Raw genomic sequence first — 25,904 nt, forward strand, 5'->3', positions numbered from 1 at the left:
ATCGATTGGCTGGGTGGCGGGCAGGTCGATAGCGGCGGGATCGATCGGCTGAACATTCATGTGTGGACTCCTGTGTGCGTCGAGTGTTGCTACTGCTCGGTCACGGCGGTCGTTGTTCGCATCTCAGTGGCTGTTTGGCCGAGATGGTCGCGCAGCAGCTCACGGGCGCGGGCGTACCGTGAGCGCGCGGTCGATGCGGGGGTTCCTGTCACGGTGGCCGCGTCGACCAGGCTGAATCCGTCCCAGTGCACCAGTCGGACAAGTTCCTGGAGTTGGCGAGGCAGTCTCGCTATCGCGGCACGTATGTGCTCGGACTCCTCGAGCGACTCCACCTCGCTCGGTGTGACCAGCCTTGCGCGGGTGAGTTCATCGCGAAGCCGCTCGACGGCAGCGTGCCGGCGCCGGCTTGCGCGGTGGGAAGCAGACAGGACCCGGGACGCGATCCCGAATAGCCACTTTCGGGCATCTGTTTCGTCGGCGGGGAGGCGGTCGACTCGCTTCCAAGCGACGATCATGGTGTCGCTGAGCAGATCGGCCGCGTCGGCACGGGGCTCGGTGCGTCGTTCGAAGTAGGCGAGCAGATCGGATGAATTGGCGCGAAGTGCGCTGGTCAGCTCTGCCTCGCGGTGGCTCGATGCCCGGGTCATCGCTCGCCCCCGTCGCAAAGGCCGCCCGATTCGATGGACAGATCCTTGGTTGGGAGGCCTAGGCTCGCGACGTGCTCGACGGTCAGCTCGTAGATGGCCGTGCTGCGCGCCACGGACTCAGGGTTCCTCGGTCCTCCACCGTCCTGGATCTGTTCGGCAAGTTGCGCGCTGATGTCGACGGCGCGGATATCGAGAGTCGCGAGGTACTCCCGAGCAGCGTGTAGCGAGTCCGAATCCGAGTCCTGTTTCGAGGCTGACACGACGCGGAATCCTTCATTGCAGAGCTCTTCGCCCCGCGAGTAGGACGTCGTGTTGTCCGTCCACCCGAACCACGCGAGCACGCCGGGCGTCGCCGCGGCGATCGAGGCGCCACCCGCAAGTGCGAACACGATGAAGCTGCCGGCTATCATCGGACGCCATCGACGTTTGACGGTGACCGGATGTGCGCTCACCAGGTCATCCAGCGCAAAGGTCAGATTTGGGCTGCGCTCGGCCAGCTCGGGCTGCGAGCGACGCAGCAGTTCGTCCAGATCATCGGTCACCGCGTGGCCCCGTCCATTTCGTTCGACTTACACATACATGTCCGCTGGTGCCCGAAACGTCCATGCCGACCGTAACCAGCCTTCCCGAATCTGCATTTCTCGCAGTTAGGGGATCTACTGATGGTGAAGTCTCACAACCGATTTTCCACAAAGCTCGCTCACGCTTGACGCGTTAAGGGCACCGTCACCGGGGCATCGTCGCGGGCGGGTCATACGGGAATCTCGGCCGGCTGGTTGTCCTAGGGCGTGACTCCCAATGTCGTGCGGCGCCTGCTCGGGCACGCCAGCATGGCCTTCGATATCTGGCTGACGTGACTCGAGCCGAGCTGAGCGGAGTTCCCTTCTTGTAATCGTCACCGGGACGCGTGAAGCAGACGGATGATCTCGTCAGTGGTGCGGACGTCACCATAGCTGCGGTAGACGGTGTGGAGCGAGGCATTGTGGTCCTCGTCGCGCGCGGCAGCGCACGCGTCAGCAGCCAGGATGACCCGGAGGTCCTGAGTGCTGGCGTCGCGCACAGTCGCTTCGACGCAGACGTTGGTTACGGCACCCGTGACAACGAGGGTCTCGATGTGGCGAGCCGCGAGAAGGTCGGGGAGCGGACTGCGACCGGGAGCGAACGCGCTGTGTGCGGTCTTTTCCACGGCGAGATCACCTTCGGCGTATGCCAGTTCGTGCCAGAGCCGCGTGCTCGGATCACCGGTGCCGCCGGAACGTGCGTAGACTTCGGCGGCCTCTTCGCCGAGAAACTCGAGATCCTTCGCGGTCGGCGCGCGATATCCCGGGACGACCCATGCCACGGTGCCCGCAGTGTCGCGGACTGTTGCGGCGAGCCGGTTCACCCTCGGCACGATTCCGCGAGCATACCGAGACTGCTCAACGAAGAACGGGACGAGATCGATCACCACGAGAGCGGTTCGCCGCGGATCAACGTGCTCGTAGGCATGGCGTCGCCCGCGGCGCTGTTCCTGACGGCGATACTCGCGTTCCGCGATGAACCCAGTCATGGTCGATGCCGTCGTCGGGCAGAGAGGCGGGCATCGACATCGTCTGATTCTAGGACGCGTGTCTTCGTGCTCGCGTCCGCGCACTTGCGGACGTTCGTGAGACCCTCCTGAGCCGCCCGGAACAGCGACTCGTCCGCCTCCGTACGGATCGGGCGTGGCCGACCGCGCACTTCGAGCTCGGTCGGAACGCCCGCCTCGGTCGCCTCGGTGGCGAGGGTCTGCCGCGCAACCGCTCGTGCGGCTCAGCGAACTCAGCCCGGACCTTGCGTTCTCGCACGAGGAGCTCTGTCACCACGACCGTGAAGGTCGTGACGGCGAGAGTCCCGAGGCCCTCGCGGAGGACGTGCGGCCACTCCATGCCGAGGTGCGCGAGCGGGATCACGGCAGCCACGACGGCCGCGACCGGCAGCGGCAGGAGCAGGACGCTCTGCGAGACGAGGACCACGAGAAGCAGGACGGCGCCGACCGCCGCCCCGGAGAGCGAGAACACCACGAAGCCGAGCGGCAGCTGCACGCAGACGAATCCCACCGCCCACCAGACCGAGCGCTCCTGGACGAAGCAGAACCCGAAGATCGCGATCACGGAATACACGAGCCCGACGAGCAGCGTCGCCAAGGGCTGCTGCTCGAAGCTCGCGGACCCGAGCGGCAGCGTCACGTACGCGACGACGGTGACGATGGCCAGCGCCCACTGCACGATTCCACTGTGGCGCGCGTGGTCTTCCGGGTCAACCGCCGCGCGTCGCAGGACGGAGCCAGCGCAGTGTTAGGGCCCTCGTCTTAATCGCGATCCTGGCGGTCGTGACAACCGCCAGGGAGTTGATTCCTCTCGGCTTGACGCGTACCCATATGGGTATATGATGACTGCATGGCACGAGCAGCGACGACGTCGGATGTCTTCAACGCGATCGCCGAGCCGCGGCGCCGGGAGATCCTGGTGCTGTTGCGGGCGGGTGAGCGGCCGGTGACCGAGTTGGCCCAGGAGCTGGGGATGCCCCAGCCTGGGGCGTCCAAACACCTGCGGGTGCTTCGGGAGGTCGGGCTGGTGCGGGACCGCAAGTCAGGCAAGCAGCGGCTGTACAGCCTTGACGCCCGCGAGCTGCGAGCGGTTCATGAGTGGACCGGCGGGTTCGAGCGGTTCTGGAACGAGAGCTTCGACCGGCTGGACACGTATTTGCAGGACATCAAGCAGGCAAAGCAGGAGGAGTAGCTGATGAACAGGACAGAACAAGGAATGCCGGCGCAGTCCGCGACGGCCGACCGCGAGATTGTGATCTCCCGGGTCATCGACGCCCCACGGGAGCTGGTGTTCGAGGCGTTCACCGAGGTGCGGCATCTGTCGCGGTGGTGGGGGCCGGAAGGATTCACCACCACCACGCGGTTCTTCGAGTTCCGCGTCGACGGGGAGTGGGACTTCGTGATGCACGGACCGGACGGGACGGACTACCAGGAGTGGATCACCTGGACCGAGATCGTCCCGTCGGGGCGGATCGCGTGGCTCCACGGCGAGTCCCGAGACGACCCGAACGCCTTCGAGTCGATGCTCACGTTCGAGCCGGCCGGAGACGAGACCCGGATCGAGATGCGCACGGTGTTCCCCACCAAGGAGCTGCGCGACGAGGCGGTCGACAAGTACCACGCGATCGAGGGCGGCCAGCAGACCCTGAGCAACCTGGTTGCCTACGTCACCGAGATTGTTCGGAAGAGAGCTGAAAGCTAATGGCCGGCAGGGTTTTCTTCAGCGTGTCGATGTCGCTGGACGGGTTTATCGCGCCGGAGTCCACCGAGGACTTGATGGGGCAGCAGTGGGTGGAACTGCAGCGGTGGGCCTTCCCGCTGCGGTTCTTCCGGGAGAACTTGAAGCTCGGCAAGGGCGGCGAGGAGGGACGTGACAACGACATCGCGCGGGAGACGTTCGAGCGCACCGGCGCGAGCATCATGGGCAAGCGCATGTTCGACGCCGGCGAGCAGATGTGGCCGGAGGAGGCGCCGTTCCACACGCCGGTCTTCGTCGTGACGCACGAGCAGCGTGACCCTTGGGAGCGGCCGGGTGGGACCACATTCCACTTCGTCAACGACGGCATCGTGCCCGCGCTCGACCAGGCCCGCGAGGCCGCCGGCGACCGAGACGTCCGCATCGCCGGCGGCGGCGCGACCATCCTGGAGTACGTGAACGCCGGCCTGATCGACGAGTTCACCATTGCGCTATCACCCGTGCTGTTCGGCTCCGGAATCCGCCTTTTCGAGGGCGTGGACGCGGGCCGCGTGGCCCTGGTCCCGGTCCGCGCGGAGCCCTCCCCGAGGGTGACGCACCTGACCTACGCCGTCCGGGAGCGGTAACTGTCTCGACCTCAGCGCTCCATCAACTGTGAGTCACTACGACAAATGGCCAGGTTCTCGCGACGCTACGTGGCCGTCTCGGACGCCGCAAGGGGGTCCCTCTGCGCCCGTCGGTCTGACCCGCGTCAGAGCTTGTAGCCGATCGCGCGCAGCAGGTCCTTGCGGTCCGCGACATCCTGCTCGTTCTCGACACCGACCGGGGGTTCGCCGTCGATCACTCCTGCCACGCCGCGGCCGGCGTCGGTGACGGCGACGAGGATCTGCACCGGATTCGCCGTGGCGCAGTAGATCGAGCACACCTCTGGCACCGCTTTGACCTGGTTGAGCACGTTCACGGGGAACCCGTCACGCAACATGATCACGAAGGAGTGCCCGGCACCGACGGCCATCGCTGCCGCGACCGCGAGGTCCACGAGTGGGCCGTCGTTGCCGGTGCGCCTGACCAGCCGCGCACCGGAAGCTTCACAGAACGCGACTCCGAACTTCAGGGTGCCGCCGACCCCGGCGAGCACCTCGTGCAGGTCTTCGACCGTCTTGATGAAATGAGATTGACCGACGATGACGTTCACGTCGTCCGGCTTCTCGAGCGGGACGACCTCGATGTCGACAGTCACGGTGATCCTCCTTCGACGCCGTCAGCATAGACCCGCACCAGTGCCGCCGCGCGGGCGTCGGCTTCGATCAGGCCCCTGTACCTGCGTCTGCTTCGCCCAAACGGCTGAACGCCGAGCGATCGCCGCTCGCCCGGTTGCCGGTCCGCCACCGGACCTCTCATCGGCGTTGGCTCTGGCCGGCGACGATGTCCGAGACGAGACTTCGCGCATGAACGCACTACTGATCGGATACGCACGCGTGTCCACATACGAACAAGACCTCACCGCACAACGGATCGCCCTCGAGCGACTCGGCGTCGATCCCGACTACATCTTCACCGACCACGGGCTAACAGGAACCAACCGTGCCCGGCCCGGCCTCCGCGAAGCCCTCGCCGCCTGCCGAAACGGCGACACCCTCGTCGTTGCAAAGCTCGACCGGCTCGCGCGCTCACTCCGTGACGCGAAGGACATCGTCGACGAGCTCACCGCGAAGCACGTCAAACTCAGCATCGGAGGCTCCCCCCACGACCCGCTCGACCCAGTGGGACCGCAGTCGGCACATCGTGCGGGTGCCGACGGCCGTGAACGTCACGAGGTCGTTCACTTCGCACTGCAGGATGTCGCACAGTGCAACCAAGACCTTGAACGCGATGCGCTCGGGGTCTTGGGCCACGAGGCGGTATACCTGCGACGTCGAGAGGGTGATGCCGCGTTCACGGAGTGGCTCGACGAGCTCGGTGCTGTTTTTGATCCGGCGCTTTGCCATCAGCTCGCGGATGCGCCACTGGTACTCGATCTCGCGTCTCATGAGCCGCCCTTCTTCTGCTTTCGACTGTGCCGCAGCGGCGGCAGCGGCGGGAGCTTGAGTCTCTTCGGTGGAAGTGGGGGAGTGGACCCCGTAGCGGCGAGAGACTCACGATGGACTCGCGCGAGTTCTTCGATTTGAAAGTCCGCGGCGGGCAGTGTGTAGATCGACGTGGTTGCAGCATGTTCGTGGCCGAGCTGCATTTGTACGAACTTCAGGTCGTATCGGAACTCCGTCAGGAGGTGAGTCGCGTACGAGCGACGCAGCGAGTGAAAGTCCAAGCCGGCGGGGAACCCGAGCTCATCCAGAGCGTGAACTCAGTGATCACCTGCGAGAACACCTGACCGAACATCGCCGCGGATTGCTCAGCCGAGTCGTACGCAGGGCTCGTGGAGAAGCTGCAGAACGCCTCGACCTGGTACGTGCGCACGGGCTTTCAACAAAGTGCAAAACCTGACCTTTGCCTCTTCTCGTTCCGACATAATGTGCATTATCGGCGCTCCGAGATAGCGACATGATCAGTGAGCGACAGCTGATCTGACCGTTCAATTGGACGGGATCACAGAGCCGGTTCAAGCCACCTGCGCAGCTGCGGCTAGGAAGCATCTACGCTCGAAATCATGATCGACTTCTTGATCGTTGTAAACGGCATTCCGGGTGCAGGCAAGACGACGTTGGCCAGTTCGCTCGCACGAGACCTCGCGCTTCCTTTGGTCGCAAAGGATGCGATCAAAGAGGCGCTCAGCGACGCGATGAATGTCCCGTTGCCGACGTCACAGCTGGGAGCGGTCGCCGCTGAGAACGTCTGGGCGATCGCTGGGATGCTCAGCGGAACGGTCATCGTCGAATCCTTCTGGGCGGCAGGTCGCGACGACTCGTATTTTCGTCGCGGCTTCACCGCGCTGGGTGCACCGCGTGGCGTCGAGATCTGGTGCCACACCTCGCTCGAAGTTGCACGGGAACGGTTCCTCACGCGTGATCGCCACATTGCGCATTCCGACGCTGGGCGCCTTCCAGAGTGGGAGGCGCTCAGCTCGTCCGCAGCTCCGATCTCAGGCCTGCCTGTGATCGCAGTTGAGACGACAACGGCGGTGGATGTGCCGTCATTGGTCGAGACGCTGACGGAGCACATCGCAGCCTTGCAGTGATCACACCGTCGCCGAACTCGAGCGCCTCTTTTCGAGTACGAGGCTCTTTCGGAAGCATGATTGCGAGTTTCACCTGATGAGTGGCACATTACTCGTGTCGGATCCGACCGTCAGCGGACACAAGTTCCAGCACACGCCTACTGACGTCCTCGTAGATGGTCAGCTGTGAAGCGGTGAGCTTGTTGAACCAATCGGTCGCGATCCGAAAGATCAGTGCACGCACGAGGTACTGCGAGAAATGTTCGGAAGGTTCGATCGTCTCGAGCAACGAAACGGGCGCTCCTTCGAAGCACGCTCCGTCCACAGCGACGATCGCTACGGAGTACTTGACGGGCCGCCAGTACAGTGTGAGATCGATAACCGACGGCACATGCATCTCATCGAACAGGACGTTCCCGCTGAGATCTCCATGGACGATGCCCGGAGGCTCCGAGATGGCCAGACGCGCGGCGAGCAGATCCGCGAGAAACGGTGCGCCGTCGATATCGGCGGGTTCGCGCTCACCCCACGCGAGACGATCAGCGCGGGACCATGCGTGAGTCCGCTCATCGAGAAAGGCCGGTCGATCGACTCCTCGGAACTGGTCTGCAAACTCGAAAGCGACCCTCGCGATTTCTGTCCACTTGCCCGCTCGGTGCTCGCCTTCGAGCACGGGAGACGCCGTCCACCCGTCGACGACCAGCTCCCCCGCCCGACTCATGATCGGTAGGCTCAGTCGGATCTCCGCGGCATTCACGTTCCTCGACGCGAGGTGCAACCAGTCGAGCTCTTCGGGCAGCACATCGAGAGGTTTGAGTAGGACGTTCCCGACACGCCACGCAGTCCCCCTACCGCCTGTCAGCCTCGCAGCCGGGCCGGTGGCGCCGAACGCATCGAGGACGTGAGCTGGCGGGCGCATGCCGCGATGCTATCGGCCTCGCAGGCGCCGGTATCGCCCGTATCTGCGCGCATTGGCGAAGCGACTATCACTCGCTTTCGCTCGCGATGTGCTCAGCTGCGCTGAGCACAGTGCGCCCCCTCGAGCCGGGGCCGGCGCCATCGGCGAGGATAGCGCGGATCCCGAGCCGTTCGGCGCCCTCCACGTCGGCAATCGGATTGTCACCCACCATCCAGACGTCGCTGTGGGCGTGCACGCCGACCTTCGCAAGCGCGAACTCAAAGATGCGCGGATTGGGCTTCTCGGCGCCCACCGCGGCACTCGTGATCGTCAGGTCGACGAAGTCCGCCAGTCCGAGGGCTTCGACCAGCTGCGGAAGCTCGGGACCGTGATTGCTGAGAATCACATTGCGGTATCCGGCGCTGCGCGTGGTCGAAAGCGCCTCGAGGGAACCGTCGATCAATTCCCACGCGTCCTGGCGGTAGAACTCCTCACGGACTCGATCCGCCGCAGCGCGGGCGGTGCTCGGATGTACCCCGGCGCCGTGGTACGCCGCGAGGAACGTCGGTCGAAGTGACCACCACCATCCGTCAGGAGTTCGCGCATCGACCACCTCATCGGGCGTGTGCCAGGGGAACCCGGTCGAGAGCCCTGGTCGAAGACGATCGAGCGTCACGTTCGCCTTCGGGTCCACCACCGTGAGCGCGTCGAGGAGCGCCCCAGCCCACAGATCGTCACGCCGAGCGAGCGTCCCGTCGAAGTCCCAGAACACGACAGAGGATGTCACGGGGCGCGGGCTCACGGTCCAACTGTATGGTCCTCTCCCCCATCGTCGCCACGAGCTCGCGGGTGTTCAGTCGCGACCGTGAGCGCCCCGGACCATGTGGATCGACCGCACTCCCTCCACGTTCTGCACAGCACTGTCGCGAACGAAGCCGTGCTTCAGGTAGAACGCCTGCGCTCGCGGATTGGGATCAGCCACCCACAGCGCCACTGATTCGTGCGGCTCGACGACGCAGTTCAGCAGGGCCGCCCCGGCGCCGGTTCCGTGCTCGGCCGCGAGCACGTACAGAACGTAGAGATGCGAACTCCATTCGGATGCCTGCGCCTCCGGCGGGCCCGCCATCGCGACTCCGATCACCGCACCGTCGCGTTCGGCCAGCGCGACTCGGTTCGCCCGATACCGCTCATCGACGAGGGCGGCCGTCCAGAACCGTTCGCGAGCCGCGACGAGACCCGGATCGTCGAGCACATCGTCGGACATCAACCCGCGGTAGGTCTCTCGCCATGACGCGACGAGCACTCGCGCCATGGCGGCGACGTCTTCGACCCGGGCCGGCCGGACCGTGAAGTGGGTATCCATGGCCGCACACTATCGGGGCGAATCAGAACCCGGGCGCAGACTCACAGACCGACGATCGGCGCCACGACGACTGCAGCGAGAATCGCGACTGTCACCACCGCGAGGACGAGCAGCGCTCGCGTGATGCGGCGCCTGCTCACCGTTCCTGCGGCGAACGAGGAATGCGACATGCGGTCGAGGTTCGGGAGCAGCGCTTGGTACGGCGGCTCGGCCTGACCCGTGATCGGGTCGCTGCGCCGTGCTGAGTCATCCTCGTCTCGCATAGCCCCAGGATAACCTCTCGGCTGCTGGCCGACCTCGGCTCGTGCGCGACACGGTCACCGTCGCCACTCAGTCGGCGGTGCGCAACCGGTCATAGGTGAGGGCGATGACGCCGCGCTCACCGGTCACGTTGCTGCTGAGCCTCCAGCTCGTGGCCGGCAGTCCCTCGTCGAACAAGCGCAGACCGCCGCCAAGGATCTCGGGGAAGACCATGAACGAGAGCCGGTCGACCCTGTCGGCGAGGAGCAGGGCCTTGATCACGCTCGCGCTCGCGAAGACGACGATGTCGCCGCCCTCCTCGGCCTTCAACCGGTCGACGACGTTCGCGGCGGGCTCGTCGAAGATGCGAGTTCGCTCCCATGGCGCCTCGGAGAGCGTGCTGGACAGCACGACCTTCTCCGCGTCGCGCAGCCAGGCGCCGTACGCGCGATCGCGCGGTTCCGCGTCCTCCTGCTCGGCGACCGCCGGCCAGTAGCTCATGAAGCCCTCGGCGTTCGTGCGGCCGAGCAGTGCCGTCGTGGCGGGCTCCCAGAGCCTGGTCAGGTGATCGCGCGACACGTCGAGCGTCACGTACGGCATCGCCCAGCCGAAGTCCTGCGGGCCTCCCGGCCCGATATAGGAACCGTCGATACTGAGGCAGGTGTTGACGACGACACGGCGTTCGGTGGTGTTCATGCTTCTTCCTCATTGGTGATCGAGTTCGCCGCGACGATCGCGGCAAGGTTGTGCAAGCACTGCTCCCACCCGAGACGGATGCCTGCGATGAACTCCGCCGATGGAACCGTGCTGTCGGTGATGCGCAGGCGCACCTCGAGGTCGGTCGACTCCCCCGCGGCGGCGAGAGTGTACGTGTAGTGCCCGGTGAAGGCCGCACCGCCATCGGGCAGCACTGGCGAGAGCTGGAACGCGAGTCGCTCGTTCGCCGTGACGGCCTCGATGACCCCCTCGGCGCGTCCGATCACGCCGTCGGCTCCGGAGCGATCGTCGACGTCGGTGTACTCCTGCAGCAGTCGGTCGCCCGGGTGGGTGCCGAACTCGATGCGTGCGAGCCGAAGATCCCCGGTCGTCCACCATTCGGCGAGCAGTGCCGGGTCGGTGAGATGGCTCCAGATCACCTCGCGAGATGCCCGGAGCCTTCGGCGGAACACGTACTCGCGTTCGTCTGCCCATCCCTCGTCGGCGGCCGCTGTGGTTTCCGCATCGATCGCGGCGACGTACTGAACGAATGCGTCGCGCCCGCCGCGATTGGTGTCGGCGAGGGCCGCGACCCGCCTCAACTCGGCGATGACCGCGTGCAGCACCTCGGTCTGCAGTGCGTAGATGCGCCGTTGGCCGGATCGCCGCGAGATGACGAGCCCCGCCCGTTCCAAGGTCTGCAGGTGCTTGCTGGCCTGCGGCTGTCGCAATCCGGTGAGCTCCCCCACCACCCCGACCGAGCGGGGTCGCTCCGCGAGGAGTTCGATGATCCTCCACCGGGCGGCGTCTGCGAGTGCGGCGAGCTGTTCGTGCATAGCCTGAGTATTCATCATCATGAATATTCACGTCAAGGACTATTTATGACGGCCGCTCCCCCGACGGCCGCTTTCCTTCAGGCCCCGTCGACACGAGGGGCGTGAGCCGCGGCATCCGCTGTTGCAGCCCAGCTCGCCAGCAGTTTCAGTGCGTCGTCCGACACCGAGTTCGGCTCGGCGGTGAAGATCGAGAGCTTGAGCCCGGGGTCGGCGGGGAGCTCCATCGCCTCGAAGCTCAGCTCGAGGTCGCCGACGACGGGATGGTGGAGGCGCTTGACCCCGGTGCGGTGGTAGCGCACGTTGTGAGCCGCCCAGAGCGTGCGGAAGTGTTCACTCCGCGTCGAGAGCTCGCCGACGAGATCGGTGAGCCGCTTGTCGTACGGGTTGCGGCCGGCTTCGCCGCGGAGGGCTGCGACGACGTCCTGGGTGACGCGATCCCAATCGGGATAGAACTCCTGAGCGACCGGATCGAGGAAGGCGAACCTCGCGCCATTCGGCTGCGACGCGGCGAAGACCACGGAATAGAGGGCCCGACCGAGCGGATTCGCGGCGAGGTAGTCGGTGCGGGCGGTGCTGATGATCGCGGGCGCCTCGGTGATCGCATCCAGCACGCGCTGCAGACTCGGGCGAATCTCACCCGTCTTCGCGCGCGGGCGGCGCGAGGTCGGCGAGGCGTTGGCGGCCCGGGCGAGGTCGAACAGGTGGGCGGACTCGGCGTCGTCGAGCTGCAGCGCCCTGGCGAGTGATTCGAGCACAGTGTCGGATGCCCCGGCGAGATTGCCGCGCTCGAGACGCGTGTAATAGTCGACACTCACACCGGCGAGCATCGACACCTCTTCGCGGCGCAGTCCTGACACCCTGCGGTTGCCGCCGTACGCCGGTAGGCCCGCCTCCTCAGGCGTGATGCGGGCGCGTCTCGTGCGAAGGAACTCGCGCACCTCGCCTCGGTTGTCCATGACACGAGCGTATGCCGCCGTGTCGCCGTGAGGGAGGTACTGCCAGTACTCGTCACGACGGGGACTCCCCCGGTATTTCCGCGGGGTGTCTGATGGAGCCATGACTCCCACGACCGTCACCCTCAACAACGGCGTCACGATGCCGGCGCTCGGCTTCGGCGTCTTCCAGACCCCGCCCGAGGTCACGACGCAGGCGGTCGTGACCGCCCTCGCCACGGGCTACCGCCTCATCGACACGGCAGCCGCATACGGGAACGAGCGCGGCGTCGGTGACGCCATCCGCAACTCCGGCCTGGCCCGCGACGACGTCTTCATCGAGACCAAGGTCTGGATCAGCGACTACGGCTACGACGAGACGCTGCACGCGTTCGAGAAGAGCGCCCGCAAACTCGGCGTGGACACGATCGACCTGTTCATCCTCCATCAGGCGCTGCCGAGCGAGTTCGACAGGACGGTCGACGCGTACCGCGCGCTCGAACGCCTGCTCGCTGAAGGTCGGGTGCGCGCCATCGGCGTCAGCAACTTCATGCCCGATCACCTCGACACGCTGCTCGAGCGCACCGAGGTCGTGCCCGCCGTGAACCAGGTCGAGATGCACCCGTACTTCAGCCAGCCGGCCGTGCGGACGGCCGACACCGAGCGCGGCATCCTCACCCAGGCGTGGTCCCCCATCGGCGGCATCACCTCCTATCGTGGCGACTCGAGCCGCAGCACCTTCAATGAGCCGGTCATCGTCGGCATCGGCGAGCAGTACGGCAAGTCGGCGGCGCAGGTGATGCTGCGCTGGCATCTGCAGCAGGGTCGCTCAGCGATCCCCAAGTCGGTACGCGCTGAGCGCATCGCCGAGAACTTCGACGTGTTCGACTTCGAGCTGACTGGCGAACAGCTCGCCGCGATCGATGCGCTCGACACGGGCGTGCGCGGCGGCCCCGAGCCTGAGCACATCACGCTCGCGACGTCCGGGCGGGTCATCCCCGAAGACTGAGCGACGCGGCTGTCAGGCCGGGTGCCGGTCGCGCGAGTGCCCCCTACGATGGTGCGATGAACCATCACGTGCAGCAGCGCCTCGAATGGGCGGCGCTGCCGCCCGAGCTCACCGGTGAGATCGAGAGCCTGCTGGGAGCACCGGTCGTCGAGGCGCGCAGCCAGCCGAGCGGCTTCTCCTCCGGCAGTGCGGACCGCATCCGGACCGGCGACGGGGTTCGCGCTTTCGTGAAGGCGGCGCACGTCGATCACAACGCGGGAACGACAGCGCTGCACCGGCAAGAGCTCGCCTTCATGCGCGCCGCCCCGAGCGGCCTGCCCTCCCCTGAGCTGCTCGGCGGGATCGAGCACGACGGCTGGGTCGCGCTCGTCTTCTCCGACATCGAAGGTTCCCATCCCGGCGCTCGTCTGGACGGATCGGATGTGCACCGCGTGCTGGACATGCTGCACGCCCTGCCACGTGTTCGCGGCAGCATGTCGATCGAGCTGCCGAACATCGCCGATGAGGTCTCGGCCGACAGCGAGAGCTGGGACGCGATCGTCGCCGACGGCGCGGTCGACCACCTGCCCGAGTGGGCTCGCACCAACCTCGACCGGCTCGCGACGACTTCGAGCCGAGCCGGAGCGGCGGTCGCGGGCGATCACCTCGTGCACTTCGACTGCCGCGCCGACAACATGCTGCTCGACGATGGCGGCCGTGTCTGGCTCGTCGACTGGCCGTGGGCCGCGATCGGTGCGCCGTGGTTCGACGGCATGAGCTACCTGCTCGATGCGCGGCTCCGCGGCGAGACGTTCGACGCGGACTCAGTCATCGCCACCCACCCGATGTTCGACGGCGTCGCTCCGAGCGATCTCGACGCCGTGCTCGCGGCGACGACCGGCGCGTTCTTCAACAAGGCCCGACTCCCCTCGCCGGAGAACATGCCGACGCTCCGCGCATTCCAGCGACGCGAGGCGGTCGCCGGAATGGAATGGCTGAGAGAGCGCTGGGCGGAATAGCGCGATCCGATCCGCCCTGCTGGCTCGATGGCCGCTCCCGTACGCTGTATCGAGACCAACGGATGCCTCGGAAGAGCGACTCTCCGAGGCATCCGCCCTGCACCGGCGTGAGAGGCACTCCCCATGGCGATGAAGAACAGCACGAAGATCCAGCTCGCCGTGATCGGGGGTCTCGTGCTCGCCGCTGCAGGCATCATCATCGCCGTCACCGCGAACCAGGCTCCGGCGGCGGCGCCGGGCACCCCGGCTCCGACGACCCCCGTCGTCGCCGAGAACAGCCACCGCCTCGATGTCGCCGAGGGCAGCACCGTGACATTCACCGAGTTCCTCGACTTCGAGTGCGAGGTGTGCGGCGCGGTCAACCCGTTCGTCGAGGAGCTCCGCGCGGACTACGCCGGCGAGGTGACCTTCGTGACGCGGTACTTCCCGATGCCCGGGCACACGAACTCGCGCACCGCCGCGATCGCCGTCGAGGCCGCTGCACAGCAGGGCAAGTTCGAGGAGATGTACGACCGCATGTTCGAGACCCAGGCCGAGTGGGGCGAGCAGCAGGTCTCGAAGGCCGACGTGTTCCGCCAGTACGCCGCAGACCTCGGGGTCGACATGGACGCCTACGACGAGGCCGTCGCCGACCCCGCCACCGAAGCGCGGGTGCAGTACGACTTCGATGCCGCCGTGGCGCTCGGCGCCCAGGGCACACCGACGATCTTCATCAACGACGAGCTCGTTCCGCTGACGTCTCCCGACGACATCCGCGCGGCACTCGATCGCGCGCTCGCAGCGACGGAGTAGACCGCCCGAGCATCGCTCAGCGCGCCTCCTGGATGCGGATCATGTTGCCCGCCGGGTCGCGCACCGCGCAATCGCGGACGCCCCACCCCTGTTCGAGCGGCTCCTGCACGATCTCCGCACCGGCCTCCTGCAGCCGCGCGAACGCGACATCGAGATCGCTCGTGGCGAGGAGGATCCCGGCGTAGGTGCCCTTGGCCATCATCTCGACGATGAGGTCGCGTTCGTCGTCGGTGATCCCGGGGTCCGCGGCCGGCGGTTCGAGCACGATGGAGGTCGCGGGCTGATCGGGCGCACCGACCGTGATCCAGCGCATCCCCTCGTACTCGACATCGCTGCGGACCTCGAATCCGAGGGCGTCGCGGTAGAAGGCCACGGATGCGTCGGGGTCCGTGTGCGGCAGGAAACTCGAGTGAATCGTGATGTCCATGGCGTCACGCTAGCCGCCCGCTGCCGCTACCGCTTCTCGATTCCTGCCTGGTTCAGGCGACGGGCTCGACGATCGACCGTTCGCCGGGGATACCGGTCTCGACGGTGAGCGGCTGCGCCGAGTCGCTTCGCCACTCCCTGAAGCTCCTGAACGCCAATGGAAGACCTTCGGCGCTCGAGGGATCTGCCCGGTTCATCACCTGCAGGTGCACGTGAGGCTCGGTCGAGTTGCCGGAGTTGCCGCACTCGGCGATCGCCTGCCCGCTCGTCACCGTGTCGCCGACCTCGACTCGGATCGAACCGAGTCGCAGGTGTGCCAGTGAGACGAACACCCGTCCGTCGTTCAGTGCGATCGTCACCGTGTTTCCTGCAATGGCGTGCAAACCCTGCCGAAGGCGCGCTGCCTGCCCGATCGCGTACGGCACCAGCGCGAGCTGCGATCGACGGCCCTCGTGATCGGGCTCGCCGTCGTGGAGGCCGACGACGACGCCGTCGGCGGGCGCGAGGACGGGGCGCCCGAACCCGCGGAACCGCTCGGCGGGCTCGGTCGAGAACAGGGTGCGCCAGTCACGCCGCTCCGCCGATCGACGCCGCTCATCGACCGCCACGAAATCGATGGCGTACCGCTCGCCGAAGAGGTCGACCCCGTGGCTCGGCACCCGGCGGGCAGGGCTGTTCTGTGCCATCCACAGCCCGGTGAACGGCAGGGCCAGCACGGTCGCGGTCTCAGCCGTCACCGTGCCGACCCCTCGAGAAGATGACGGAGGCGCTCGGCGTCACGGCGGTACATCGCGGCGTGCGCTGCGAGGTCGGCGCGCCCGGTCTCCCCCGCGCGGGCATCGGTGAATGCGGCGAGGTCCAGGAGCCGTTCGACCGCGGCCGCCAGCACAGCGGATGCCTCGTACGGCACGCCGTACGACGAGATCAGCCGATCCAACCGCGCCATCCGCGGTTCACCGCCGCTCGCCTCGAGCTCGTCGAACCCTTCGGCATCCTCGGCGAATGGCGCGAGCCGATAGGCGAGGTACGCCAGGTCCCAGATGCGCGGCCCCGGCGACGCCATGTCGAAGTCGATCACACCGACGAGTCGATCGCCGTCGACCAGCAGGTTGTACGGCGCGAAGTCGTTGTGGCAGATCACCTCGACCGGCTCGTGCGCCGGTGATCTCCAGACGGCAGATTCGGCGTCGAACGCCAGGTCAACGTCGTGGATCCGTCGCAGCAGACGGCCGGCCTGCTCGAGCACCCCCGGCGACCAGCGCACGGCCGGGTCGGCGCGGTCGAGCATCGATCCTGAGAGGTAGCTGAGCACCTCCCGACCGCGGTGGTCGCTCCCCCGCGGTTCGGGCACCTCCACGATTCCGCCGGTGCGAAGCGCCCGCAGCCATGCGTGCACCGTCGGGGTCCACTCGCCCGGCACTCGGCGCACGGTGTCGCCGACCCGCACAACGGGCTCCATGTTTCCGCCGCTCAGGAGCTCTTCATCCATCTCCCGATCCTCGCACCCGAGCACGGTCGGTGCCGGGACATCCGAAGACTCGCGGATTCACATCCAACACTCAGCCGACGGTCGGCCATAGCCTGACCCTTGCGCGGCACCCGCCGCCGGAAGGGGACACACCATGTCTACGTCGCAACCCAGTGGGGTTTTCGCGTCATTCTCGCTCGACGCTTCGTCGCTCACGAAGTCGGCGATCAACACCATCCGCGCGACGCTCGGCATCAGCGGCGCCGTCGCGCTCATCTTCGGCCTCCTGATCACCTTCTGGCCGAAGAACTCCGCCGTCGTGATCACGGTGCTGTTCGGCCTCTACTTCCTGATCGCCGGCATCGCCTACCTCGGACTCGGTGTCTTCTCGAAGGGCATCTCGGGCGGCGCACGCACGCTCGACATCATCCTCGGCCTGCTGTTCGTGATCGGCGGCATCATCGTGCTCGCCAACCCGAGCGAATCCGCGGTCTTCTTCGGGATCTTCCTCGGCATCCTCGTCGGCATCCTCTGGATCGTCGAGGGGATCGTCACCCTGGCTCAGTCGGGTGACGCAGGCTCACGCGGTTGGGCGATCTTCTTCGGCATCCTGAGCATCGTCGCCGGCATCGTGGTGCTGTTCTCGCCGCTGTGGGGAATCGCAATCCTCTTCATCATCGCCGGCATCAGCCTCATCGTGCTCGGCATCGTGCAGATCGTGCGCGCGTTCACCTTCGGACGCGGCGTCACGCCTGCGGCGGAATAGCCCGAACACTCGAAAGGCCCGCCGGAGCGATCGCTTCGGCGGGCCTTTCGCCGTCTCGGCTGAGCCGGCTCAGCAGAGCATGATCAGGCGTCGCCCTCGCGAGCGAAGCCCGAGGTGTCGCCCACATAGCGCGTGTTCTCTGCCGGCACCGGGTCGACCGCGGCCGACGCCACCTCGGCTGCGAACTCGGCGACGTTGAAGAGCCGGCCTGCGTCCTGCTTGCGGGCCTCGATCGCACCGGGGTTCGCCCGCTCGAGCAGGGTCGCCGTGATGGTGCCCTCGATCATGTCGCCCGAGACGACGACGAACTCGAAGCCGGCGGCCTCGAGCTCGGGCCGCTTGGCGCGCAGCGCGTCTTCTCCGGCGCGCTTGGAGAGCGCCACGGCCTCGTACTCGGGCATCGTCGGGGTGGTGCGGATGAAGTGGGCCTGGTGGCTCGTGACGAACACGATCCGCGCGCCGGGTGCGAGGTGCGGCAGCGCGCCCTCGACGACGTTGACCTGCGCGTCACGGTTCAGCCGCATGGCGTAGTCCTCGCCCATGCCGGTCTCCATGCCGCCCGAGGCGTTGAGCACGAGGATGTCGATCGGTCCGAGCTCGGCCGCGGCGCGCTCGAACATCGAGGCGACGGATGCCGCGTCGGTGAGGTCGGCGCCGACGGCGATTGCCGTGCCGCCGGCCGCGGTGATCTCGCCGACGACCTTCTCTGCGCGGGGCGCCTTGCTGCGGTAGTTGATGACGACGGAGGCGCCGGCCGCCGCGAGGTAGCGGGCGGTGTCGGCGCCGATTCCACGCGAGGAGCCGGTGACGAGGGCGACGCGGCCGTCGAGCGATCCGGGGGCGAGCGGGTTGGTCACAGTGGAACTCCTCGAGGCTTGACGGACGACGGTCCGCACGGAACAGGCGAACCGAGACTATCAAGTCCGCAGGGGCGTCCCACTGGGTCAGGCGCCCTGATAGTTTCAGTACAGGCCGTGCGAAGGAGAACGAATTGGATGTGCTGACCCAGTACGCGTGGATCGTCTGGCTGGTCTTGATACTGGCGTTCGCGACCATCGAGGTCTTCACGCTCGAGATGACGTTCCTCATGCTGGCTCTCGGCAGCGTCGCCGGGTTGCTCTCCGGTCTCTTCGGGATCCCGTGGTGGGCGCAGTTCATCATCGCCGCGCTCGTCGCGGTCGCGCTGATCCTGACGCTCAGGCCGTCATTGCTGCGGATGCTGCGGCGCGGCGGCGATCCCGCACGGAGCAACATCGACGCGCTCATCGGCGCCGACGGCCAGGTGGTCCGCACCGTGACCCCGGCCGGCGGACAGGTGCGCCTGCAGAACGGCGACGTGTGGACGGCTCGACTGTCGCCCATCACCGAGCAGACAGATGTCGCGGTCGGCGAGCGTGTGCTCGTCACCGGCATCGACGGGGCGACGGCCGTCGTCGTCCCGATGGAGAGGAGCACTGGGGCCTGATGGAAGTTTCCACGATCATCGCGACGGTCGTCATCGTCGCGATCGTCATCTTCGTCATCGTCGTGTTGGCGAAGTCGATCCGCATCATCCCCCAGGCGTACTCGGGCGTGGTCGAGCGGCTCGGCCGCTACCACAAGACCCTCAGCCCCGGACTCAACATCCTCGTGCCGTTCATCGACCGGCTGCGCCCGCTCGTCGACATGCGCGAGACGGTCGTCTCGTTCCCGCCGCAACCGGTCATCACCGAGGACAACCTCGTCGTCTCGATCGACACGGTCGTCTACTTCCAGGTGACCGACGCCCGGGCAGCGACCTACGAGATCGCGAACTACCTCGGCGCCGTGGAGCAGCTCACCACGACGACCCTCCGCAACGTCGTCGGCGGGCTGAACCTCGAAGAGGCGCTCACCTCGCGCGACAACATCAACGGCCAGCTGCGCATCGTCCTCGACGAGGCGACGGGCAAGTGGGGCATCCGTGTCGGGCGCGTCGAACTCAAGGCGATCGACCCGCCCCACTCGATCCAGGATTCGATGGAGAAGCAGATGCGCGCCGAGCGGGACCGCCGCGCGCTCATCCTGACCGCCGAGGGCACCAAGCAGTCCGCGATCCTCACCGCGGAGGGTGCGCGTCAGGCCGCCATCCTCGAGGCCGAGGGTGATGCGAAGGCCGCTGTGCTCCGGGCTCAGGGTGAGGCCGAGGCGATCCTCACGGTCTTCGACGCCATCCACAAGGGCGACGCCGACCCGAAGCTGCTCGGCTACCAGTACCTGCAGATGCTGCCGCAGATCGCCCAGGGCGAGTCGAACAAGCTCTGGATCGTGCCGAGCGAACTCACCGAGGCGCTCAAGGGCATCGGCAAGGCGTTCACTCCCACCGCACCGGCCCAGGCCGCGCCGGACGCCCCAGGGGCGACCGGTCCACGTCTCTGAGAGCCGGTTCGTGGTCTCCACCTATTTCGCGCCTCCGAGGCCGCGAGTGCTCGCGCACCGCGGCCTCGCGCTCGACGCACCAGAGAACACCCTCCTCTCCTTCGCGAAGGCGGTCGCGATCGGCTCCGAGTTCGTGGAGACCGATGTGCACCTCACCGCGGACGGCGTCTCCGTCATCGCACACGACCCCACGCTGGACCGCGTCGCCGGCCGCGCGGCCGAGGTCTCGAAGCTCACGATGGCCGAGCTGCGCCGCATCGACCTCGGTCACGGCCAGGGGTTCTGCTCGCTCGAGGAGGCGCTCGACGCCTTCCCCGAGACGCGGTTCAACATCGACGTGAAGTCCGAAGACGCCGTCGAGGCGACCGTCGCGGCGATCGCCGCGGTGCGGGCCGATTCTCGCGTGCTCCTCACGAGCTTCTCCGAACGCCGGCGGCTCCGGCTCGCCGGACTCGTCCCCGATGCGGTGACCTCGGCCGGCGGAGCCGGAGTCATCCGTGCTCGTCTGGCTTCGCTCCTCGGCTCGAGCAGTCTGCTCGAGAACGCACTCCGCGGCGCGCGCGCCCTGCAGGTGCCGGAGCGGCTCGGCGCCGTGCCGCTCGTGACCGAGCGGTTCGTGGCCGCGGTGCATCGCGCGGGCGCAGAGGTGCACGTCTGGACCATCAACGACACCGCTGACATGACGAGACTGCTCGACCTCGGTGTCGACGGGCTCGTGACCGACCGCGCCGACCTCGCACTCCCCCTCATCGCCGCACGAAGCTGAGAATTCCCCGGTAAACCTCAGGGTCCGGAAAGGGAATGCCCAGCTTGATCGTTTAGACATGTAGCGAGCGAGAGGAGTACGCCATGGCGGACAGGAGCCTTCGAGGCATGCGCATCGGCGCACAGAGCCTGCAGAGTGAAGACGGCGTGGTGTTCGCGGACCGTGCGGAGTACGCCTATCGCTGCGAGACCTGCGGTCGTGAGACCGTGATGACGTTCTCGGCCGAGGCCGAAGTGCCGGAGTCGTGGGAGTGCAAGCACTGCGGCGCATCCGCCGTGCTGCTCGTGGACTCGAAGCCGGTCGAGATCGACCGTTCGGGCGAGAAGGTCGCCCGCACCCACTGGGACATGCTGCTCGAGCGTCGCACCCGTGCCGAGCTCGAAGAGCTTCTCGAAGAGCGGCTCAGCTACCTGCGAGCCCGTCGCGGCCAGCAGAAGATCGGCGCTTAGGCAGCATCCGATCCGACGGCAAATCGCCGCCCCGGTCGCGAGACCGTCGGCGCGCGATGATTCCGGCTGCGACGAGTGCTGCCAGCGAACCGATCACGATCACGAACGGCACGCTCGAGCCGAGCACCACCGACGGCGTCAATCCGTCGCGCAGCTCGACATCGGTCACCATCGCACCCGGTTCGTAGGCCGGCAGCGAATCGATGGTGCTCCCTGACGGGTCGATCACCTGGCTCGTGCCGACGGTCGAGATGTTCACGACCGAGCGACCGGTCTCGATCGCCCGGAGCCGGGCGATCGCGAGCTGCTGCTGGTTCTCGTCGGTGCCGCGGAAGTCGGCGTTGTTCGTCTGGAGCATGTAGAGCTGGGCGCCATCGCGGGCGCCCTCCCAGATGACGTCGTCGTAGATGACATCGAAGCAGATCGCGAGGCCGGTGACGGCGTCACCGAGATCGAAGACCGGCGCGTTCGTGCCCGGGGTGTATCCGCGCTGCACGAGGCCGATCAGGTCGGGCGCGAGGGCGTACCAGAAGTCCCGGTCGGGGATGTACTCGCCGAAGGGCACCGGGTGCCGCTTGTCGTAGAGGTCGACGGCGCCCTCCCCCGCCCGCCACAGCATCGAGGTGTTGAAGTACTCGTCGGCGCGCACCGTGACCGTGTTCAGCACGAGTGGCGCGTCGAGTTCTTCGCTCAGTCGGTCGAAGATGCCGGCAACGGAGGCGCTCCGCGTCGGATCGATGTCGGAGCCGCCCTCGGGCCAGAGCAGCACGTCGATGCCGGGCTCGTCGAGGATCGGCTCGGTCGCCGCGAGTTGCGCGGCCAGCACATCGCCCGGCTCCCGCTCGTCGAAGTAGCCGGAGGGCCCGTCGCCCTGCACACTCGCGACCCGGAGTTCACCGGCGGGCGTGGTCTGCCAGGCGGGCACGAGCATCGTGACCGCGAGGAGCCCGACGACCGGCAGCACGGTGACCGGCCGACGCCACCCGGCAAGCCGCACCCACTCGATCACGCCGGCCACGATGGCGACCATCACGAAGCTCAGGCCGGTGGAGCCGACCCACGACACGACCTGGGCGAATGGGCTCTCGGACTGGCTGAGCGCCGCCCTGCCCCAAGGGAACCCGCCGTAGGGCATGCTGCCGGTGGCGGCCTCGCGTACGCACCAGAGGCCGGCGACGAGCAGAGGCAGAGCGACCAGCCGGATCCACTGCGAACCGCTGACCCGCGGCAGCCATCGGTAGGCGAGCGCGATCAGCACACCGCCACCGGCCACGAAGAGGGCCTCGAGCACGGAGAGCGCGATCCAGGGCACCGGGCCGAGGTAGAGCGAGGTCCATGAGACCTGCAGCAGGTAGAACGAGAGGCCGAAGACGAGGCCGACGAGCGCCGCACCCCATGAGGAGCGGCCGATGAGGCTGATCAGTGCCAGGGCGATGCCGAGGAACGCGAGGGGCCAGATGCTCGCGCCCGGGAAGCCGAGGTCGTACGCGAATCCTCCGGCTGCGGCGGCGAGCACCGCGCCCCACAGCGGCAGCAGAGGGCGATGGGTCTTCTCGGGCACCAGCTCAGCCTAGGCGACCGCGGGTGCCGCTCATGTGACGGCGCCGTACGCCACGACCCCGCGCCGCACCGAATCTATCGCAGCGCGCGCCGTGGCCCCGAGCTCCGCGTCGGCGACGATCGACACCTGGTCGAGCAGGTCGACGACCTGTTTCGTGAGCCGCACGAAGTCGCCGGCGGCGAGTTCGGTGTCGGCGAGCACCGTGCCGAGGCCGGCGCCGCGCGCCCAGGCGTGCATCGCGGAGGCGAGGGCGGGTGAGGGCACCTCGCTGCCCGGCAGCCGGTGATCGCGCTCGAGGTCGTCGAGCACGCTCCAGGTGTCGGTTGTGCGCTCGAACGCCTCTCGGAACCGGCCGCGCGGCAGTCGGTACTCGACGCCGCTGTCGTCGCGACGGGGTTCGTAGACGAGCGAGGCCGCCATGGCGGCGAGCCCGGCCTCGTCGAGGCCGTCCCAGATGCCGCGCCGCAGGCACTCGGCCACCAGCAGGTCGCGTTCGCCGTAGATGCGCTTCAGCACGCGGCCGGCCGAGGTCGAGACGAGCACACCGGATGCGTCGCGGTCGAGGTAGCCGAGCGACTCGAGCACCTCGGTGACCCGGTCGAAGCGCTTGGCGACCTGCCCGGTGCGGGTGCGGATCTGGCGGGAGAGCTGCTCGTGCTCCTGCTTGAGCCGCCACCAGCGCTCGGCCCACCTCGCATGCGATTCCCGCTCGGCGCAGCCGTGGCACGGGTGCGCGCGCATGGCCTTGCGTGCCGCGGCGAGATCGCGCTGCATCCGATCGCGCTGGGCGTGCGTGGGATTGCCCTTCGACGACTGCCGTTCGATCTCGCCGATGCGTCGCCTGAGGGCCGCATATTCGCCGAAGTCGCCCAGGTGGCAGCTCATGGCCTGCTCGAAGCCCGCCATCGACTCCTCCTGCTTGCGCAGGGTGCGGGCGAGGTCGACGACGGCACGGTCGGCCTGGAACTGCGCGAACGAGAGCTCGAGGATCTGCCGGGTGCGCTCGCGCCCGAACTGGTCGATGAGATTCACGGCCATGTTGTACGTCGGCCGGAAGCTCGAGTTCATCGGGTAGCTGCGGCGAGACGCAAGTGCAGCGACTGCCTCGGGATCGAGCCCGTCGACCCACTGGATGACCGAGTGCCCCTCGACGTCGATGCCGCGTCGACCCGCTCGGCCGGTCAGCTGGGTGTACTCCCCCGGCGTGATCGGCACCCGTGCTTCGCCGTTGAACTTCTCGAGCTTCTCGAGCACCACCGAGCGCGCCGGCATGTTGACGCCGAGCGCGAGCGTCTCGGTCGCGAAGACCACTTTCAGCAGCTTCAGCTGGAAGAGCTCCTCGACGATCTCCTTGAACGCCGGCAGCATACCGGCGTGGTGAGCGGCGACGCCGCGTTCGAGTCCCTCGAGCCACTCCCAGTAGCCGAGCACCGCGAGGTCCTCATCGCGCAGCATGCGCGCACGGGACTCGACGATCTGCCGGATCTCGGCGCGCTCAACGGATTCGGTGAGACGGATGCCGCTGCGCAGCACCTGCCGCACCGCCTGGTCGCACCCGACACGAGAGAAGATGAACACGATCGCCGGCAGCAGGTTCTTGCCCTGCAGCATCGCCACGACCTCCGGGCGGTCCGCACGGCCGCTGCCGCTGCGCGCGTCGCGGTGGTATCGGCCGCGGTCGCCGCCCCGCTGCCCGCGGGTGGACCGGCCAGAGATCGAGCGCCCGCCGGCGCGTGCGAGCTGCTTGAGCTCGGGGTTCACCCGGTTCGTCGATGCCTGGCCGGATGAGTCGAAGAGGTCGAGCATCTTCGACTTCACGATGACGTGCTGCTCGAGGGGCACGGGCCGCTCCTCGGAGACGATCACGTCGGTGTCCCCGCGCACCGCCTGCAGCCAGTCGCCGAACTCCTCGGCGTTCGAGACGGTGGCCGAGAGGGAGACGAGTCGCACCGCCTCGGGCAGGTGGATGATCACCTCTTCCCAGACGGCCCCGCGGAAGCGGTCGGCGAGGTAGTGCACCTCGTCCATGACCACGTACGCGAGCCGGTCGAGCAGCGGCGAGTCGGCGTAGAGCATGTTGCGCAGCACCTCGGTCGTCATCACGACGATGCGGGCACCCGAGTTGACGTTGGTGTCGCCGGTGAGGAGGCCGACCGAATCGGCCCCCCAGGTGTCGACGAACTCCTGGTACTTCTGGTTCGAGAGCGCCTTGATCGGCGTCGTGTAGAACACCTTCGCGCCGGCTTCCTGCATGGCCAGGAACACCGCGAACTCGGCGACGACCGTCTTGCCGGCACCGGTCGGCGCCGCGACGAGCACGCTGCGTCCCTCGTCGAGCGCACCGCAGGCGGCGAGCTGGAACGGGTCGAGGTCGAATCGCTGACCCGCGACGAAGTCGGCGAGACGCGGCTGGCGGCGTTGCTGGCGAGAGAGCGCGTAACGCTCGGCCGGCGAGAGGCTCATCACCACTCCAGCCTAGACAGGCTCCCCGAATTCGAGGACGTTACGGCGTGCGACACGACGATCGTGCAGGTGCGCGATGAACCAGGCCAGGAAGTACAGGCCGATCATCGGGATCGCGAGCATGAACATCGACACGACATCGGCCGACGGCGTCGCGACGGCGGTGAAGAGCACGATCACGAGGATCGCGACCCGCCACGACTTGATGATGGACGCGGCACTGATGACGCCGGCGAAATTCAGCAGCACGACGAACACGGGCACGACGAATGCGATGCCGATCGCCACGACGAGCTTCAAGACGAAGTCGATGTACTCCTTCGCGGTGAGCAGCGACAACGATCCTTCGGGAACGAATCCCGTCATGAGCTTCACGATGTTCGGCAGCACGAACCAACCGGCCGCACAGCCCGCGAAGAACAGCGGAATCGCGGTGGCGAAGAATACAAGTGTGAAGCGTCGCTCCTTCTTGTTCAGCCCGGGAACCAGGAACGCGAAGATCTGGTAGAGCCAGACCGGACTCGAGAGAACGATCCCGAGCGTGAACGCGATCTGGAGGTACAGATCGAAACCGCTTGAGATCGTCGGAAAGACGAGGGACGTCTCGTTCGCTCGAGCCTCTGCGACCCGATTCACCGGCTCCTGCAGCGCATCCCAAACGAAGAGGTCGGTCAACCACCATCCGAGCGCAGCACCGACCACAATCGCGATCGCAGAGATGAAGAGGCGCTTGCGGAGCTCGATCAGATGCTGACCGAGCGACATCCGCTTCTCGCGGTC

Annotated in this window: 33 protein-coding genes and 1 pseudogene; 13 read left to right on the top strand and 21 right to left on the bottom strand. The window is 67.2% G+C overall.

Annotated elements, in window-relative coordinates; genetic code table 11:
• Window positions 1-89: 89 nt before the first annotated feature.
• The 4 genes from ASE14_RS02135 to ASE14_RS02150 all read right to left on the bottom strand — a co-directional run bounded on the left by ASE14_RS02135 (window position 90) and on the right by ASE14_RS02150 (window position 2,893).
• Complete coding sequence (locus ASE14_RS02135; protein WP_056650085.1) at window positions 90-647, bottom strand: RNA polymerase sigma factor; 558 nt, start codon at window positions 645-647, stop codon at window positions 90-92.
• Complete coding sequence (locus tag ASE14_RS02140) at window positions 644-1,189, bottom strand: hypothetical protein (RefSeq protein WP_157372724.1); 546 nt, start codon at window positions 1,187-1,189, stop codon at window positions 644-646. The genes ASE14_RS02135 and ASE14_RS02140 overlap by 4 nt, the downstream gene beginning before the upstream one ends.
• A gap of 353 nt (window positions 1,190-1,542) precedes the next feature.
• The gene (locus ASE14_RS02145; protein ID WP_056650091.1) at window positions 1,543-2,196 is read right to left on the bottom strand and encodes an isochorismatase family cysteine hydrolase; all 654 of its coding nucleotides are present in this window, start codon (window positions 2,194-2,196) and stop codon (window positions 1,543-1,545) included.
• Between the two features lie 49 nt (window positions 2,197-2,245).
• Window positions 2,246-2,893, bottom strand: a complete 648-nt coding sequence (locus ASE14_RS02150; RefSeq protein ID WP_056650095.1) for a hypothetical protein — start codon at window positions 2,891-2,893, stop codon at window positions 2,246-2,248.
• Between the two features lie 171 nt (window positions 2,894-3,064).
• Between ASE14_RS02150 and ASE14_RS02155 the strand changes: the two genes are divergently transcribed.
• Genes ASE14_RS02155 through ASE14_RS02165 form a run of 3 tightly spaced genes read left to right on the top strand, consistent with a single transcriptional unit; the run spans window position 3,065 to window position 4,536 of the window.
• The gene (locus ASE14_RS02155; protein WP_056650099.1) at window positions 3,065-3,406 is read left to right on the top strand and encodes a helix-turn-helix transcriptional regulator; all 342 of its coding nucleotides are present in this window, start codon (window positions 3,065-3,067) and stop codon (window positions 3,404-3,406) included.
• Window positions 3,407-3,409: 3 nt separating this feature from the next.
• Window positions 3,410-3,916, top strand: a complete 507-nt coding sequence (locus ASE14_RS02160; protein WP_056650102.1) for an SRPBCC domain-containing protein — start codon at window positions 3,410-3,412, stop codon at window positions 3,914-3,916.
• Entirely contained in the window at window positions 3,916-4,536 is a 621-nt protein-coding gene (locus tag ASE14_RS02165) for a dihydrofolate reductase family protein (RefSeq protein WP_056650107.1), read from the top strand. The genes ASE14_RS02160 and ASE14_RS02165 overlap by 1 nt, the downstream gene beginning before the upstream one ends.
• 125 nt (window positions 4,537-4,661) lie before the next feature.
• On the opposite strand, the gene ASE14_RS02170 is transcribed toward ASE14_RS02165, so the two are convergent.
• Window positions 4,662-5,150: an adenosine-specific kinase gene (locus tag ASE14_RS02170; RefSeq protein WP_056650109.1), complete on the bottom strand. Its 489-nt coding sequence runs from the start codon at window positions 5,148-5,150 to the stop codon at window positions 4,662-4,664.
• 208 nt (window positions 5,151-5,358) lie between these two features.
• Here ASE14_RS02170 and ASE14_RS21065 point away from each other — a divergent pair.
• Window positions 5,359-5,679 (top strand): annotated as a pseudogene (locus ASE14_RS21065) (recombinase family protein); the annotation flags it as partial.
• Here ASE14_RS21065 and ASE14_RS21070 read toward each other — a convergent pair.
• Together ASE14_RS21070 and ASE14_RS21075 are read right to left on the bottom strand one after the other, a co-directional pair.
• Complete coding sequence (locus tag ASE14_RS21070) at window positions 5,581-5,940, bottom strand: helix-turn-helix transcriptional regulator (RefSeq protein ID WP_056650113.1); 360 nt, start codon at window positions 5,938-5,940, stop codon at window positions 5,581-5,583. The pseudogene ASE14_RS21065 and the gene ASE14_RS21070 sit on opposite strands and share 99 nt — an antisense overlap.
• Window positions 5,937-6,218 carry a tyrosine-type recombinase/integrase gene (locus tag ASE14_RS21075; RefSeq protein WP_369816438.1) on the bottom strand — a complete coding sequence of 94 codons (282 nt, stop codon included), beginning with the start codon at window positions 6,216-6,218 and terminating at the stop codon, window positions 5,937-5,939. The genes ASE14_RS21070 and ASE14_RS21075 overlap by 4 nt, the downstream gene beginning before the upstream one ends.
• Window positions 6,219-6,557: 339 nt before the next feature.
• On the opposite strand from ASE14_RS21075, the gene ASE14_RS02185 reads away from it, so the two are divergent.
• Entirely contained in the window at window positions 6,558-7,085 is a 528-nt protein-coding gene (locus ASE14_RS02185) for an AAA family ATPase (protein ID WP_056650118.1), read from the top strand.
• An 88-nt stretch (window positions 7,086-7,173) separates the two neighbouring features.
• Here the strand turns inward: ASE14_RS02185 and ASE14_RS02190 are convergent, their stop codons facing one another.
• The 7 genes from ASE14_RS02190 to ASE14_RS02220 all read right to left on the bottom strand — a co-directional run bounded on the left by ASE14_RS02190 (window position 7,174) and on the right by ASE14_RS02220 (window position 12,053).
• On the bottom strand, window positions 7,174-7,983 hold the full coding sequence (locus ASE14_RS02190) for a phosphotransferase (protein ID WP_157372726.1): 810 nt from the start codon (window positions 7,981-7,983) through the stop codon (window positions 7,174-7,176).
• A gap of 67 nt (window positions 7,984-8,050) precedes the next feature.
• The gene (locus ASE14_RS02195) at window positions 8,051-8,764 is read right to left on the bottom strand and encodes an HAD-IA family hydrolase (protein ID WP_082599957.1); all 714 of its coding nucleotides are present in this window, start codon (window positions 8,762-8,764) and stop codon (window positions 8,051-8,053) included.
• Between the two features lie 51 nt (window positions 8,765-8,815).
• Complete coding sequence (locus tag ASE14_RS02200) at window positions 8,816-9,325, bottom strand: GNAT family N-acetyltransferase (protein WP_200953249.1); 510 nt, start codon at window positions 9,323-9,325, stop codon at window positions 8,816-8,818.
• A gap of 41 nt (window positions 9,326-9,366) precedes the next feature.
• Window positions 9,367-9,588, bottom strand: coding sequence for a hypothetical protein (locus ASE14_RS02205; protein WP_056650126.1), 222 nt, complete (start codon window positions 9,586-9,588; stop codon window positions 9,367-9,369).
• A gap of 67 nt (window positions 9,589-9,655) precedes the next feature.
• A complete protein-coding gene (locus ASE14_RS02210; protein ID WP_056650130.1) occupies window positions 9,656-10,261 on the bottom strand; it encodes a dihydrofolate reductase family protein in 606 nt (201 codons plus the stop codon).
• On the bottom strand, window positions 10,258-11,097 hold the full coding sequence (locus tag ASE14_RS02215; protein WP_056650135.1) for a metalloregulator ArsR/SmtB family transcription factor: 840 nt from the start codon (window positions 11,095-11,097) through the stop codon (window positions 10,258-10,260). Before ASE14_RS02215 ends, ASE14_RS02210 begins: the two co-directional genes overlap by 4 nt.
• A gap of 77 nt (window positions 11,098-11,174) precedes the next feature.
• Entirely contained in the window at window positions 11,175-12,053 is an 879-nt protein-coding gene (locus ASE14_RS02220) for a helix-turn-helix transcriptional regulator (protein ID WP_056650138.1), read from the bottom strand.
• Window positions 12,054-12,153: 100 nt separating this feature from the next.
• Between ASE14_RS02220 and ASE14_RS02225 the strand changes: the two genes are divergently transcribed.
• The 3 genes from ASE14_RS02225 (at window position 12,154) to ASE14_RS02235 (ending at window position 14,828) form a co-directional block, all read left to right on the top strand.
• Entirely contained in the window at window positions 12,154-13,038 is an 885-nt protein-coding gene (locus tag ASE14_RS02225) for an aldo/keto reductase (protein ID WP_056650140.1), read from the top strand.
• A 56-nt stretch (window positions 13,039-13,094) separates the two neighbouring features.
• The gene (locus tag ASE14_RS02230) at window positions 13,095-14,036 is read left to right on the top strand and encodes a phosphotransferase family protein (protein WP_056650143.1); all 942 of its coding nucleotides are present in this window, start codon (window positions 13,095-13,097) and stop codon (window positions 14,034-14,036) included.
• 123 nt (window positions 14,037-14,159) lie between these two features.
• Entirely contained in the window at window positions 14,160-14,828 is a 669-nt protein-coding gene (locus tag ASE14_RS02235) for a thioredoxin domain-containing protein (protein WP_235511051.1), read from the top strand.
• 16 nt (window positions 14,829-14,844) lie between these two features.
• Here ASE14_RS02235 and ASE14_RS02240 read toward each other — a convergent pair whose 3' ends face one another.
• From ASE14_RS02240 to ASE14_RS02250, 3 genes are read right to left on the bottom strand one after another with little or no spacing between them, the layout of a single operon-like run.
• On the bottom strand, window positions 14,845-15,255 hold the full coding sequence (locus ASE14_RS02240; RefSeq protein ID WP_056650146.1) for a VOC family protein: 411 nt from the start codon (window positions 15,253-15,255) through the stop codon (window positions 14,845-14,847).
• 52 nt (window positions 15,256-15,307) lie between these two features.
• Window positions 15,308-15,991, bottom strand: coding sequence for a M23 family metallopeptidase (locus ASE14_RS02245; protein WP_235511052.1), 684 nt, complete (start codon window positions 15,989-15,991; stop codon window positions 15,308-15,310).
• Entirely contained in the window at window positions 15,988-16,743 is a 756-nt protein-coding gene (locus ASE14_RS02250) for a phosphotransferase (protein ID WP_056650151.1), read from the bottom strand. Before ASE14_RS02250 ends, ASE14_RS02245 begins: the two co-directional genes overlap by 4 nt.
• Window positions 16,744-16,876: 133 nt before the next feature.
• On the opposite strand from ASE14_RS02250, the gene ASE14_RS02255 reads away from it, so the two are divergent.
• Window positions 16,877-17,488, top strand: a complete 612-nt coding sequence (locus ASE14_RS02255; protein ID WP_056650155.1) for an HdeD family acid-resistance protein — start codon at window positions 16,877-16,879, stop codon at window positions 17,486-17,488.
• A gap of 83 nt (window positions 17,489-17,571) precedes the next feature.
• Here ASE14_RS02255 and ASE14_RS02260 read toward each other — a convergent pair whose 3' ends face one another.
• The gene (locus ASE14_RS02260) at window positions 17,572-18,345 is read right to left on the bottom strand and encodes an SDR family oxidoreductase (RefSeq protein WP_056650159.1); all 774 of its coding nucleotides are present in this window, start codon (window positions 18,343-18,345) and stop codon (window positions 17,572-17,574) included.
• Between the two features lie 140 nt (window positions 18,346-18,485).
• Between ASE14_RS02260 and ASE14_RS02265 the strand changes: the two genes are divergently transcribed.
• The 4 genes from ASE14_RS02265 (at window position 18,486) to ASE14_RS02280 (ending at window position 21,100) form a co-directional block, all read left to right on the top strand.
• On the top strand, window positions 18,486-18,953 hold the full coding sequence (locus tag ASE14_RS02265) for an NfeD family protein (protein WP_235511099.1): 468 nt from the start codon (window positions 18,486-18,488) through the stop codon (window positions 18,951-18,953).
• Window positions 18,953-19,885: an SPFH domain-containing protein gene (locus ASE14_RS02270; protein ID WP_056650164.1), complete on the top strand. Its 933-nt coding sequence runs from the start codon at window positions 18,953-18,955 to the stop codon at window positions 19,883-19,885. The genes ASE14_RS02265 and ASE14_RS02270 overlap by 1 nt, the downstream gene beginning before the upstream one ends.
• A gap of 10 nt (window positions 19,886-19,895) precedes the next feature.
• On the top strand, window positions 19,896-20,651 hold the full coding sequence (locus tag ASE14_RS02275; RefSeq protein WP_056650169.1) for a glycerophosphodiester phosphodiesterase family protein: 756 nt from the start codon (window positions 19,896-19,898) through the stop codon (window positions 20,649-20,651).
• 83 nt (window positions 20,652-20,734) lie between these two features.
• Window positions 20,735-21,100 carry an RNA polymerase-binding protein RbpA gene (locus ASE14_RS02280; RefSeq protein ID WP_056650172.1) on the top strand — a complete coding sequence of 122 codons (366 nt, stop codon included), beginning with the start codon at window positions 20,735-20,737 and terminating at the stop codon, window positions 21,098-21,100.
• Here the strand turns inward: ASE14_RS02280 and lnt are convergent.
• Genes lnt through tatC form a run of 3 tightly spaced genes read right to left on the bottom strand, consistent with a single transcriptional unit; the run spans window position 21,054 to window position 25,889 of the window.
• Entirely contained in the window at window positions 21,054-22,661 is a 1,608-nt protein-coding gene (lnt, locus tag ASE14_RS02285; RefSeq protein WP_082599960.1) for an apolipoprotein N-acyltransferase, read from the bottom strand. The two genes, ASE14_RS02280 and lnt, sit on opposite strands and share 47 nt — an antisense overlap.
• A 30-nt stretch (window positions 22,662-22,691) precedes the next feature.
• The gene (locus ASE14_RS02290) at window positions 22,692-25,124 is read right to left on the bottom strand and encodes an RNA helicase (protein WP_056650175.1); all 2,433 of its coding nucleotides are present in this window, start codon (window positions 25,122-25,124) and stop codon (window positions 22,692-22,694) included.
• A gap of 12 nt (window positions 25,125-25,136) precedes the next feature.
• Complete coding sequence (gene tatC / locus ASE14_RS02295) at window positions 25,137-25,889, bottom strand: twin-arginine translocase subunit TatC (RefSeq protein WP_056651648.1); 753 nt, start codon at window positions 25,887-25,889, stop codon at window positions 25,137-25,139.
• Window positions 25,890-25,904: the final 15 nt, after the last annotated feature.

This window comes from Agromyces sp. Root81 (assembly GCF_001429165.1).
Lineage (GTDB): Bacteria > Actinomycetota > Actinomycetes > Actinomycetales > Microbacteriaceae > Agromyces.

Bases quoted from the DNA above. Each gene is read 5' to 3' on its own strand.
- ASE14_RS02135 (WP_056650085.1), bottom strand. From the start codon at position 647: ATGACCCGGGCATCGAGCCACCGCGAGGCAGAGCTGACCAGCGCACTT.
- ASE14_RS02145 (WP_056650091.1), bottom strand. From the start codon at position 2,196: ATGACTGGGTTCATCGCGGAACGCGAGTATCGCCGTCAGGAACAGCGC.
- ASE14_RS02155 (WP_056650099.1), top strand. From the start codon at position 3,065: ATGGCACGAGCAGCGACGACGTCGGATGTCTTCAACGCGATCGCCGAG.
- ASE14_RS02160 (WP_056650102.1), top strand. From the start codon at position 3,410: ATGAACAGGACAGAACAAGGAATGCCGGCGCAGTCCGCGACGGCCGAC.
- ASE14_RS02165 (WP_056650107.1), top strand. From the start codon at position 3,916: ATGGCCGGCAGGGTTTTCTTCAGCGTGTCGATGTCGCTGGACGGGTTT.
- ASE14_RS21070 (WP_056650113.1), bottom strand. From the start codon at position 5,940: ATGAGACGCGAGATCGAGTACCAGTGGCGCATCCGCGAGCTGATGGCA.
- ASE14_RS02185 (WP_056650118.1), top strand. From the start codon at position 6,558: ATGATCGACTTCTTGATCGTTGTAAACGGCATTCCGGGTGCAGGCAAG.
- ASE14_RS02190 (WP_157372726.1), bottom strand. From the start codon at position 7,983: ATGCGCCCGCCAGCTCACGTCCTCGATGCGTTCGGCGCCACCGGCCCG.
- ASE14_RS02200 (WP_200953249.1), bottom strand. From the start codon at position 9,325: ATGGATACCCACTTCACGGTCCGGCCGGCCCGGGTCGAAGACGTCGCC.
- ASE14_RS02205 (WP_056650126.1), bottom strand. From the start codon at position 9,588: ATGCGAGACGAGGATGACTCAGCACGGCGCAGCGACCCGATCACGGGT.
- ASE14_RS02210 (WP_056650130.1), bottom strand. From the start codon at position 10,261: ATGAACACCACCGAACGCCGTGTCGTCGTCAACACCTGCCTCAGTATC.
- ASE14_RS02215 (WP_056650135.1), bottom strand. From the start codon at position 11,097: ATGCACGAACAGCTCGCCGCACTCGCAGACGCCGCCCGGTGGAGGATC.
- ASE14_RS02220 (WP_056650138.1), bottom strand. From the start codon at position 12,053: ATGGACAACCGAGGCGAGGTGCGCGAGTTCCTTCGCACGAGACGCGCC.
- ASE14_RS02225 (WP_056650140.1), top strand. From the start codon at position 12,154: ATGACTCCCACGACCGTCACCCTCAACAACGGCGTCACGATGCCGGCG.
- ASE14_RS02230 (WP_056650143.1), top strand. From the start codon at position 13,095: ATGAACCATCACGTGCAGCAGCGCCTCGAATGGGCGGCGCTGCCGCCC.
- ASE14_RS02235 (WP_235511051.1), top strand. From the start codon at position 14,160: ATGGCGATGAAGAACAGCACGAAGATCCAGCTCGCCGTGATCGGGGGT.
- ASE14_RS02240 (WP_056650146.1), bottom strand. From the start codon at position 15,255: ATGGACATCACGATTCACTCGAGTTTCCTGCCGCACACGGACCCCGAC.
- ASE14_RS02250 (WP_056650151.1), bottom strand. From the start codon at position 16,743: ATGGATGAAGAGCTCCTGAGCGGCGGAAACATGGAGCCCGTTGTGCGG.
- ASE14_RS02255 (WP_056650155.1), top strand. From the start codon at position 16,877: ATGTCTACGTCGCAACCCAGTGGGGTTTTCGCGTCATTCTCGCTCGAC.
- ASE14_RS02270 (WP_056650164.1), top strand. From the start codon at position 18,953: ATGGAAGTTTCCACGATCATCGCGACGGTCGTCATCGTCGCGATCGTC.
- ASE14_RS02280 (WP_056650172.1), top strand. From the start codon at position 20,735: ATGGCGGACAGGAGCCTTCGAGGCATGCGCATCGGCGCACAGAGCCTG.
- ASE14_RS02290 (WP_056650175.1), bottom strand. From the start codon at position 25,124: ATGAGCCTCTCGCCGGCCGAGCGTTACGCGCTCTCTCGCCAGCAACGC.
- tatC (WP_056651648.1), bottom strand. From the start codon at position 25,889: ATGTCGCTCGGTCAGCATCTGATCGAGCTCCGCAAGCGCCTCTTCATC.